Origin of the sequence: Kitasatospora sp. MBT63 (genome assembly GCF_000710465.2) — a bacterium.
GTDB lineage: Bacteria > Actinomycetota > Actinomycetes > Streptomycetales > Streptomycetaceae > Kitasatospora.
In genome coordinates this window covers 1-10,030 of sequence record NZ_JAIZ01000045.1, presented here as the reverse complement: position 1 = coordinate 10,030, position 10,030 = coordinate 1, and the positions used below count along the sequence as shown (strand labels likewise).

10 protein-coding genes are annotated in these 10,030 nt (G+C 74.5%); 8 read left to right on the top strand and 2 right to left on the bottom strand.

Going from position 1 to position 10,030, the window contains the following annotated elements; genetic code table 11:
- The 7 genes from AA75_RS03070 to AA75_RS03040 all read left to right on the top strand — a co-directional run.
- Positions 1–2,101: DEAD/DEAH box helicase (locus AA75_RS03070; RefSeq protein WP_149037906.1), on the top strand; the 2,101-nt coding region annotated here is incomplete at its 5' end.
- An 80-nt stretch (positions 2,102–2,181) separates the two neighbouring features.
- Positions 2,182–2,424, top strand: coding sequence for a hypothetical protein (locus AA75_RS03065; RefSeq protein WP_149037905.1), 243 nt, complete (start codon positions 2,182–2,184; stop codon positions 2,422–2,424).
- Between the two features lie 205 nt (positions 2,425–2,629).
- Complete coding sequence (locus AA75_RS03060) at positions 2,630–3,601, top strand: DUF2228 domain-containing protein (RefSeq protein ID WP_033818136.1); 972 nt, start codon at positions 2,630–2,632, stop codon at positions 3,599–3,601.
- Positions 3,602–3,813: 212 nt separating this feature from the next.
- Positions 3,814–4,245: a hypothetical protein gene (locus AA75_RS03055; protein ID WP_149037904.1), complete on the top strand. Its 432-nt coding sequence runs from the start codon at positions 3,814–3,816 to the stop codon at positions 4,243–4,245.
- 93 nt (positions 4,246–4,338) lie between these two features.
- Positions 4,339–4,809 carry a helix-turn-helix domain-containing protein gene (locus tag AA75_RS03050; RefSeq protein ID WP_051811708.1) on the top strand — a complete coding sequence of 157 codons (471 nt, stop codon included), beginning with the start codon at positions 4,339–4,341 and terminating at the stop codon, positions 4,807–4,809.
- 67 nt (positions 4,810–4,876) lie between these two features.
- Positions 4,877–5,428 (top strand): hypothetical protein, encoded by a 552-nt coding sequence (locus AA75_RS03045; RefSeq protein ID WP_033818134.1) that lies wholly within the window; start codon positions 4,877–4,879, stop codon positions 5,426–5,428.
- 197 nt (positions 5,429–5,625) lie between these two features.
- The gene (locus AA75_RS03040) at positions 5,626–5,964 is read left to right on the top strand and encodes a DUF2516 family protein (protein ID WP_255369491.1); all 339 of its coding nucleotides are present in this window, start codon (positions 5,626–5,628) and stop codon (positions 5,962–5,964) included.
- A 172-nt stretch (positions 5,965–6,136) separates the two neighbouring features.
- On the opposite strand, the gene AA75_RS03035 is transcribed toward AA75_RS03040, so the two are convergent.
- Positions 6,137–7,876 (bottom strand): fused response regulator/phosphatase, encoded by a 1,740-nt coding sequence (locus AA75_RS03035; RefSeq protein WP_033818133.1) that lies wholly within the window; start codon positions 7,874–7,876, stop codon positions 6,137–6,139.
- A 216-nt stretch (positions 7,877–8,092) separates the two neighbouring features.
- Between AA75_RS03035 and AA75_RS03030 the strand changes: the two genes are divergently transcribed.
- The gene (locus AA75_RS03030) at positions 8,093–8,656 is read left to right on the top strand and encodes an O-acetyl-ADP-ribose deacetylase (protein WP_033818132.1); all 564 of its coding nucleotides are present in this window, start codon (positions 8,093–8,095) and stop codon (positions 8,654–8,656) included.
- Positions 8,657–9,098: 442 nt separating this feature from the next.
- Here AA75_RS03030 and AA75_RS03025 read toward each other — a convergent pair whose 3' ends face one another.
- Positions 9,099–9,923 carry a class I SAM-dependent methyltransferase gene (locus AA75_RS03025; RefSeq protein WP_033818131.1) on the bottom strand — a complete coding sequence of 275 codons (825 nt, stop codon included), beginning with the start codon at positions 9,921–9,923 and terminating at the stop codon, positions 9,099–9,101.
- Positions 9,924–10,030 lie beyond the last annotated feature (107 nt).

The window sequence follows — 10,030 nt, the reverse complement described above, 5'->3', positions numbered from 1 at the left end:
CGACGGCAACCCCGACCCCGCCCGTACAGCCGACCCCGCCCGTAGTCCCGGCCCCGCCCGTACACCCGCCGACGACCCCGTGGAGCTGTACCGCGCCGAGCTGGAACGCGCAGCCCTGCACCACCCCGCCCTGCGCGCCGCCCTTCGCTCGTCCCGGCCCACCGGCCTCGCCCTCGACCGCGCCGCCGCCCTCGACTTCCTGCGCGAGGCCGCGCCCCGGCTCGCCGACGCGGGCTTCGGCGTGCTCCTCCCGTCCTGGTGGCAGCGCCGCCCACGGCTCGGCCTGCTGCTCACCGCCCGCACCCCGCCCCCCGGCGCCGTCCAGCAGCCCGGCCGGATCGACCGCGACGACGTGCTGGACTTCCGCTGGCAGCTCGCGGTCGGCGAACTCGCCCTCACCCAAAAGGAACTGACCGAACTCGCCGCCGCCCAGCAGGGCCTGGTACGGCTGCGCGGCCAGTGGGTCGAGGTCGACGCCGGACAGATCGCCGCCGCCCTCGACTTCCTCACCCGGCAGGGCGCGGGCGTGATCGACGCGGCGGACCTACTGCGGCTGGCGCTCGACGGCACCGGGCCCGTCCCCGGCCTGCCGGTCACCGCCGTGCACGCCGACGGCCCGATCGGCGACCTGCTGGCCGGCCGGGCGGTCGACACCGGCCCGCCGCCCGCGCTGCCCGCCGACTTCACCGGCGTCCTGCGCCCCTACCAGGAACGCGGACTGGCCTGGCTGGCCGCCCTCGCCCGGCTCGGCCTCGGCGCCGTGCTCGCCGACGACATGGGCCTCGGCAAGACCGTCCAGACCCTCGCGCTGCTCGCCACCGAGCGGGCCGCCGGGGCCACCGGCCCCACCCTGCTGGTCTGCCCGATGTCGGTGGTCGGCAACTGGCAGCGCGAGGCGGCCCGCTTCGCCCCCGCCCTCGCCGTGCACGTCCACCACGGCGCCGACCGCGACCTCCCGGACACCACGGCCGACCTGGTAATCACCACCTACGGCCTGGTCCAGCGCGACCTGGACGCGCTGCGCCGCACCCGCTGGCGGCGGATCGTCGCCGACGAGGCCCAGCACATCAAGAACAGCGGCTCCGGCCAGTCCCGGGCGATCCGTTCGCTGCGTTCCGGCCCCCGCATCGCCCTCACCGGCACCCCGGTGGAGAACCGGCTGGCCGAACTGCACGCCATCCTGGACTTCGCCAACCCCGGCCTGTTCGGCAGCGCCGAGTCCTTCAAGGAACGGTTCGCCGTCCCGGTCGAGCAGGCGGGCAACCTCGATGCCGCCGCCCGGCTCCAGCGCCTCACCGGCCCGTTCGTACTCCGCCGGCACAAGAGCGACCCCGCGGTCGCCGGCGACCTGCCCGCCAAACAGGAGTTCACCGTCCGTTGCAGCCTCACCGCCGAGCAGGCCGGGCTGTACCAGGCCGTGGTCGCCGACCTGCTGGCCCGGCTCGACGGCATCCGTGGCGTCGAGCGCAAAGGTGCGGTGCTGGCCGCGATCGGCCGGCTCAAGCAGGTCTGCAACCACCCCGCCCAACTGCTCGGCGACGGCTCCGCGCTGCCCGGTCGCTCCGGCAAACTCGAACGACTGGAGGAGCTCCTCACCGAGGCCCTCGCCGAGGGGGACCGGGCCCTGGTCTTCACCCAGTACGCGACGTTCGGCGCCCGGCTGCGCCGCTACCTCGGTGGGCGGCTCGGCCGGGAGGTGCTGTACCTGCACGGCGGTGTGCCCAAGCACGAACGCGACGAGCTGGTCGAACGCTTCCAGTCACCCGACGGGCCGCCGGTGTTCCTGCTGTCGCTCAAGGCGGGCGGCGCCGGGCTCAACCTGACGGCGGCCAACCAGGTGATCCACTTCGACCGGTGGTGGAACCCGGCCGTCGAGGACCAGGCCACCGACCGGGCGTTCCGGATCGGTCAGCGCCGCGACGTCCAGGTCCGCCGCCTGGTGTGCACCGGCACCGTCGAGGAACGGATCGCCGAACTGATCGACGCCAAGCGGACGCTGGCCCGGACCGTGGTCGGCGAGGGCGAGCAGTGGCTGACCGAACTCCCCGCCGAGCAACTGCGTGAACTGCTCACCCTGTCCGCCGACATGATCGGAGCGTGACCATGGCCGAGACCGCGCCCGCGTCGGGGCCCGCGCCGGGGCCTGTGCCGGGGCCCGTGCCGGACCTTGACGAACGGCCGTTGGCAGACTGCCTGGAGGGCTTCTGGGAAGGCAGGTTCGCTGTCCGGCGGGACCCCGCGGACCCCGCGGAGCCGGCGGACGTCGCGGGCGGAGGCGACGGCCCGGGCGGGGGCGAGGGCGACGGCGCGGGAGGCGGCGTGCGGACGGCGCTCGACGGCCTCGGCCCGTCCGGCATCACGGTCCGCGGCCGCGACCTCGCCGACCTGCTGGCACCCGCCTACCGGCGGTTCACCGGCGGGTGACGCCACCGCTGACACCACCGCCGTGCGCAGGCGGCGAGGGTGACGGGAGGTGCGCGGGAGGCGCGTGGGAGGTGCGCGGGAGGTGCCTGGGAAGGGGCGCGGTGCGGCCGGGCTGCCGGGTACCGGGGGCGGGTGGGGGCGGGGTAGCCTCGGTCCACCCCGGCGGCCGTCGGGGGCTGACCGAGGTGACCGGGGGGCCGGACGGATGGGTGGACGGCGGGCCGAGATCGAGGCGCGGGTCGAGCGGGACTGGGGCCTGGAACTCCCCGAGTCCGTCTTCACGTTCCACGACTTCCTGGAGCAACTCGACCCGGTGTCCGCGGGGGCGTTGCGGGACCTCGGCCACGCACCGATGGGGGTCATGGACCTGTTCGCCGACCCGGCGCTCCTGCCCCGCGACGGTGTCGACGTCCGCGCGCACGGCCGCTACTACCGCGACCCGCCGGAGTTCCTGACCTTCCTGCACGGCGGCACCGACGGCCTGCACTACGGCCTGTGGTTCGACGACGGCCGCACCTGCACCTCGGTCGCCTCGTACTGGAACAACGACGGTGCCGGCATCGACAACACCTTCGCGACCCCGCTGGAGGCGGTGCGCGCGGCCGTCGAACGTGCCTGGCGCGACCTCGACGACGACGATCCGGGCCACCCGGCGGTGATCGAGTCCCGCTCCCGGCTGGTCCGGCTCCGGTCCGCGGTGGGCGAGTTCGAGACCGGCGACCGGCCGGAGACGGGAACCGGCTACCTGCGCGCGTACACCCACGACCTGACCCGGCCGCCCGTCGCCACCGACCGGATCACCACCCTGGACGGTGCCGGTGCCCTCGCCGACGGCACCACCGCGCTCGACCGGCCCGCCCACAACGCGGCGGACGAGTACCTGTTCGCCACGCACATGGACGTCGTGTTCGAGGACCGGGAGCAGCTGACCGAGTGCGTCACCGAAGCCCGCCGCCGCTGCGCGGCGGGCGACCCGGCCGAGGCCCTGGTGCTCGGCCGTGACCTGCACTGGGCGTCCTACGGCGACCCGGTCCGCGAGGCCCACGCACAGGAGCTGCTCGCGTCGGCGTACCGCGCGCTCGGCCGCCCGGCTCTCGCCGGGATCGCCGAAGCCCACCACCTGCACCGGGCCCTGCGGTCCGTCGACCTCCTGGACCGCTCGCCGGCCACCGGCTGAGCCGGCTTCTCCTCGTCGGACGGGTGCGGCTGCTGTCCCGTCCCGGCGACGTCCTCGGCCACGTCCGGGCATCCTGGCACCGTGCGGGGTCGGCGTGCCGCCCCCGCGGGGCGAGCCCTGGAACCGCCGGCCTCCGCCGTGCCGTCCCCACCACGATGAACGGGGAGAGCGTGGGGGAGCCGCGAGCGGGCATACGGGCGGGTGCCGGTTGCTTGGCGTTCGCCGTCGGCCCGGTCCTTGGCCTGATAGCCGATTTCCGGGCCGGCGGTCTGATCAGCAGCACCTGGTCCTCCTGCATGGACCTGCCGTGGCAGACGGCGTACGACATCACGGACGATCCCAGGTTCGACCTCGTCGGGGACTTCCCGATGCTCGCCGCGTACTGTCTCGCCTTCCCCCTCGGATGCCTGGCGACGCTGCTCGTGGTGCGGTCACGGGACCGTCTCACCGTGGTGCTGGCGGGCAGTGCGGTCGGCCTGCTGGCACTCTTTGCCGTCTTCGCAGTCGATCTGACGAGCAATCTCTCCCCGCCGCGCGGAAATTACCTCCAGTCGCGTTGCCCGCACGGGGTGCCACCGTGGTGGCCTGCCTTCCTGCCGGTACGTGACTCGGGGCCGCCGAGCGGCTTCGAGCACCGAGGATGATCGATTGGCAGGGTGGCGGGCAGGGCGGCGCGCCGGCTTGCTGTTGCTAGCGGCTTGCTTGCAATTGCAAGCGGGCGGGTGCAGACTGCTGGCATGGCCTCACTGAACGTCGGCTCGCTCGGCGAGTACATCCGCGAGCAGCGCCGCAACGCGCAGTACTCGCTGCGGCAGCTGGCCGAGGTCGCCGGAGTGTCGAACCCGTACCTCAGCCAGATCGAGCGCGGGCTGCGCAAGCCGAGCGCGGAGATCCTGCAGCAGATCGCGAAGGCGCTGCGGATCTCGGCCGAGACGCTGTACGTGCAGGCCGGGATCCTCGAGGAACGGGACGGGGACGCGCCCGCGCTGCGGGCGGCGATCCTGGCGGATCCGCTGCTCAACGAACGCCAGAAGCAGGCGCTGCTGGCGGTCTACGAGGCCTTCCTCAAGGAGAACCGCGAGACCGGGGAGAGCAGCGGGGCCGCTGCTGCCACCGGGACCGTGCCCGCCACCCCTCCGGCAGGATCCGCCGATGCCGATGCCGATGCCGATGCCGATGCCGATGCCGACACCGGCGCTACCGGCTGACCGCACCGGCACCACCCAGACTTCCGACCGGCCCGCCGGGCCGTCCACGCACACAGGAGGACCGGACATGCCCATCACCGACGACATCAAGAAGACCCTCTCCGACCCGACCCCGCTGTACGCCCTGGCGGGCGTCGGCGACCTCGCGTACGAGAAGCTGCGCGAAGTGCCGGGCAAGGTGGAGGAGCTGACGGCGGATCGCAAGGCCACCCAGGAGAAGGCGGCGGCGCGGTTCCAGGAGGCGCAGGCCGCCCTGGTCGGCGCTCAGGCGAAGGTGACCGAGACCGTCAACACCCTGCCCACCGACCTCAAGGAACTGCAGGAGAAGGCGCAGACCTTCGCGCTCCAGCAGGTCGGCCGCGCGGCGGAGCTCGCGGTCAAGGCCATGGAGGCCTACGAGGAGCTGGCCGTGCGCGGCAAGGCCGTGGTGGACAAGGGCCGGGGCGGTTCCGCCGAGGCCGGCTCCGCTGCCGCCGAGCAGCCGGCCGAGGTGACCGAGGTCGTGGTGGACTTCGAGGCCCGTTCGGCGGCCGGTGAGCCCGTCGAGGGGGAGCTGGTGGACGACGCTCCCGCGCCGAAGAAGACTACCCGGGCCCGTAAGGCCGACACCGAGAAGTAGCAGTGGGCGACGCCGGGTGCCGGCCGGCCGGCTGGGCACGTCCGGAGGCCCCGGCCCGTTCTCATCGGGGACAGCGGTCGTCCGTGCCACGATGGAAGGGGTGCCCTCGCGGCACCCTGGCTGCGGCCGGCATTCCCGGGTAGAAGCCGACCCGAAGCGACCGCAGCCGAGCCGAAGAGGCAGTGAGGAGACAAGCGGTGCAGCAGTTCCTGCTCTTCGACGTCCTGAATCCGTTCTGGTGGCTCGCCATGGCGATCATCGGATTCAAGGCGGTCGCGTTCGTCGATGCCCTGATCAGGCGCGACGATGCGTACCGGGCGGCGGACAAGAAGCCCAAGGCGTTCTGGCTGATCCTGCTCGGGCTGTCGCTCGGCCTGGATCTGCTCTTCCCCGTGAACGTCACGAGCGGCTTCCTGACCCTCGCGGGCCTGGTCGCCTCGATCGTCTACATGGTCGACGTCCGGCCCGCGATCAAGCAGCTGACGGACGGGCGGGGCGGCGGCCGCCGCAACATCGGGCCGTACGGGCCCTGGTAGCCCGGAGCCGAGTGGCTCCCGCAAGGTGATGCCCGGCGCGTGATGCCTGGAGCGTGATGCCCGGCGCGTGATGCCTGGAGCGTGGTGCCTGGAGGGTGGTGGCCGTTGGCCGCCACCCTCCGTCACGTCCGGGCTCCGCGCAGGGGCGGGGGCACCGGTGCCGGCGCCGTGCTCAACCCATGATCAACGGGATCGGGTTGCGCTCAAGCAGCAGTACCGCGACGTCGTCGGTCAGTGCTCCGCCGTTCAGCTCCTCCACCTCCGCGATGGCGCTGTCGACCAGTCGGCCCCTGGTCAGCCCGGCCGCCTGGTGGTCGGCGACCAGGTCGATCAGACCGTCCTGCCCCAGCCGCCGTGAACCCGCGCCGACCCGGCCCTCGACCAGACCGTCGGTGTACAGGAGCAGCCGCCAGCCGGGCTCCAGCTCCAGCTCCAGCCCGGGCCAGGCCGAATCGCAGTCGTCGCACGGCAGCAGACCGAGCGCCGGCCCGGCGTGCTCGGCCGGGAGCAGCGCGGGCCGTCGGCCGCCTGCCAGCAGGAGCGGCGCGGGGTGGCCGGCCAGGTAGAGCCGGGCCCGGTCGCCGGGCTCGGGTCCGCCGGCCCGGTCGGGGTCGGCCTCCGCCGGGGTGGCGGGGGAGAGGACGAGCATGCAGAGGGTCGCGAAGATCTCGTCGCTGCGCCGCTCGTGTTCGAGGACGTGCTGCAGGGTGGTGAGCAGGGCCTGGCCGGAGAGGCCGGCGAACACGAGCGTCCGCCACGCTATCCGCAGCGCGACGCCCAGCGCGGCCTCGTCCGGGCCGTGCCCGCAGACATCGCCGATCACCACGTGGACCGTGCCGTCGTCCGTCCGGACCGCGTCGTAGAAGTCGCCGCCCAGCAGGGCGCGGCGGCGGCCGGGGCGGTAGCGGCGGGTGAAGGCCAGCCCGGCGCCGTCCAGCAGCGGGGTGGGCAGCAGGTGGCGCTGGAGGCGGGCGTTCTCCTGGCCGCGCAGTTCGGCCTCGACCAGGCGGCGCTGCGACTCGTCGGCGCGCTTGCGCTCCACCGCGTACCGCAGGGCACGGGCCAGCAGGGGGCCGTCCGTCTCGTGCTTGATCAGGAAGTCCTGGGCCCCGGCCGCGACCGCGGCGGCCCCCAGCTCCGCCCCGGCGGCGTCGGTCAGGACGACGACGGCCGTGTGCGGGGCGCGGCGCAGCAACTCGCGGAGCCCGTCGAGGCCGTCGGACTCCTCCGGGCCGGTGTGCCCCTGGGACCCGGTGGGCCCGTGCGGCGCGGTGCCCGTGCCCGGGGCGGTGGCAGTGGTGGCTGCGGTGGTGGGATCCGGTTCGGTGGTGGTGCGGTCCCCGGGGCAGCAGGGCGCGGCGAGGTCGAGCAGTACACAGGTGAACCCGGCCGCGGGTGGCCGATCTCCCGGGCGCTGCATGCCCCGGCGCGCGGCCAGCGGCGCGGCGGACAGCAGCGCCACGGCCTGCTCGACGCCGCGTGCCCAGTGCAGCTCGACGTTGGCACCGCTCTCGGCGACCAGGGTCTTGATCAGTTCGATGTCGGACGGGCCGTCCTCGATCACCAGCAGGTGGGCCGGGGGCTCGCTGCCGGGCTCGGGGCGGCGGGCCGCTGCCGCCGCGGTGGCCGGGCCGGCGGGCGGTGTCCTGGGGAGGCCACTGGGAGGGGAGCCGGGGCCGGTCGTGCGGGGACTGTCGACGCGGGCCCGGGGATGCGGTATCGGCGTGGCGGCGCCGGACTCGGGAGTGTGGTCGCGGTAGGTGTGCACCCCGCCGGCCCGCTTGGCGGCGCGGCCGATGGCGGGCGCGCTGCCTGATGCGGGGCCCGGCCGTCGCGCGGTGTCGGCGGCGTCCTCGGCAGTACCGGCGGCGCTGCCGGTACCGGACGCCCGCCCGTCTCCCGTTCCGGGCATTGGTCGGTCCTCCCTTTCCCCGACTGGCCAACGGCTGAGGTCCGTGTGCAGTGCCCGCCTGGCACCGCGGGTCGGGGAGCTTCTCGCGACCATAACGTGATCTCCGGGGATTTCTCTGACCGAGCGCCGACGATGTGGTTATTGCCACGCTCTGGAGTGGTTTACGGGCTACGGTGTGGGCCCCGGCAGGCGGGGGCCGATGGGAGGTCGGGGGTCGTGACGCGGATCACGATGGTGCAGGGTGACATCACGGAGCAGCAGGTGGACGTGGTCGTCAATGCGGCCAACTCCTCGCTCCTCGGCGGGGGTGGCGTGGACGGCGCGATCCACCGCAAGGGCGGACCGGCGATCCTCGCCGACTGTCGGAGGCTGCGCGACTCGCACTACGGCCGCGGCCTCGATGCGGGCCGGGCCGTGGTGACCACGGCCGGCCGGCTGCCGGCCCGTTGGGTGGTGCACACGGTGGGGCCGGTCTACTACCCGGACCTCTACGAGGAACGGGCGGAGTTGCTGTCCTCCTGTTATCGGGAGTCGCTGCGGCTGGCAGCTGAACTGGGCGCGCGGTCGGTGGCGTTCCCGGCGATCTCTACCGGGGTGTACCGGTGGCCGATGGAGGACGCGGCGCGTATCGCCCTCACGGCGGTGACGGAGGCGGTGGCGGACCCCTCGGTGGTGGCAGGGACGGCGCCGGCCGAGGTGCGGTTCGTGCTCTTCGGTGCGGATGCGTTCGAGGTGTTCGATCGGGTGCGGCAGGAGCTGGGGCGCCCCGGGGCGCGGTAGCCCGGTGGCGTGTTCGAGTCGGCCCGCGACGGCGGGTGCGGTGGTGCGGGTGGCGGGTGTGGCGGAGTGGGTCGGAGTGGGCAGAGGAGCTGAACGGGCCTCAGGTGGCCTGCGTGGCAGCTCGTGCGACTGCCCCCATGGTGGCGTGACGGGGCGTCAACACGCCAGAGTAATTCGATAACTCGTTCGAGTGAATCGCCGGAAGCACGGCCCGGAGCCCGAACGGGAGACCGGCTCGATGCCCTGCTCGATGCCCGGCTCGGCACCCAGGTCAGCGGCCCAGCGGCGGGTCCGGCGGCGCCACCGGCCGGTGGCGGCCCCGCCCGTCGGATACCGGTTCCGCCCGGCCGAACGCCCCTCGTGCCCGGCGGACGCGTGCTGTGCGGACGCCTGCCCTGCGGCCGGCCTGCCGTGCGGCCGGCGGTCCCGCGGGCACCCGCCGTCAGGGCGCCAGCGCGGACCACTCCAGGGTGATCTCGCCCTGCCGCCACCGTCCACGTGCGTCCACCAGCGGCCAACTGCCCGCCAGCGCCCCGCAGGTCGCCACCCAGCGCTGGCGGGCACCGAACGCGCCGTACGGTGCGGCAGCCGCCCAGGCCCGGTCGAAGTCGGTGAGGAAGGTGTGCACCGGCCGGCCGGGCACGTTGTGGTGGATCAGCGCCTTGGGCAGGCGTTCGGCCAGGTCGGAGGGGCGCTCCAGGGTGGCGAGCCGGGCCGCGAAGGTCACCGTCCGGGGCCCCTCGGGGCCGAGCGCGACCCAGACGTGCCGCCGGCCGATCTCGTCGCAGGTGCCCTCGACCAGCAGCCCGTCCGGCGCCAGCCGTCCGCACAGCCGCGCCCAGACCTCGGCCACCTCCCGTTCCTCGTACTGCCGCAGCACGTTGGCGGCCCGGATCAGCTGGGCCGAGCCGCCGTCCAGCGGTACCTCGAAACCGCCCCGCCGGAAGGTGAGCAGCGGCGGCACGGCGTACGGCAGCGCCGCCGCGACCCGCTCGGGTTCGATCTCGATGCCGACCACCCGGGTGTCGGGCCGGACGGTGCGCAGCCGGGCCGAGAGCTCGACGGCGGTCCAGGGCGCCGCCCCGTAGCCGAGGTCGACGGCGACCGGCGGGCGGTCGGCGGTACGCAGCGTCGGGCCGAGGGTGTGGGCGATCCAGCGGTCCATCCGGCGGAGCCGGTTGGTGTTGGTGGTGCCGCGGGTGACCGTGCCGACCGGCCGGGTCGGGCGTGCCCCGCGGGCGGCGGGCGATTCGGACGTGGCGGGCATGCCCGCAGCCTACGTGGCGGCGGGCGCGCCCCCGGGCCCGCGCCCGGCCCGCCCGTGACGCTTGCCACACCCCTACCCCGGCTCTACCCCGGCCGCGCCCCCGCCCG

Bases quoted from the DNA above. Each gene is read 5' to 3' on its own strand.
- AA75_RS03035 (WP_033818133.1), bottom strand. From the start codon at position 7,876: ATGCCCGGAACGGGAGACGGGCGGGCGTCCGGTACCGGCAGCGCCGCC.
- AA75_RS03060 (WP_033818136.1), top strand. From the start codon at position 2,630: ATGGGTGGACGGCGGGCCGAGATCGAGGCGCGGGTCGAGCGGGACTGG.
- AA75_RS03025 (WP_033818131.1), bottom strand. From the start codon at position 9,923: ATGCCCGCCACGTCCGAATCGCCCGCCGCCCGCGGGGCACGCCCGACC.
- AA75_RS03045 (WP_033818134.1), top strand. From the start codon at position 4,877: ATGCCCATCACCGACGACATCAAGAAGACCCTCTCCGACCCGACCCCG.
- AA75_RS03050 (WP_051811708.1), top strand. From the start codon at position 4,339: ATGGCCTCACTGAACGTCGGCTCGCTCGGCGAGTACATCCGCGAGCAG.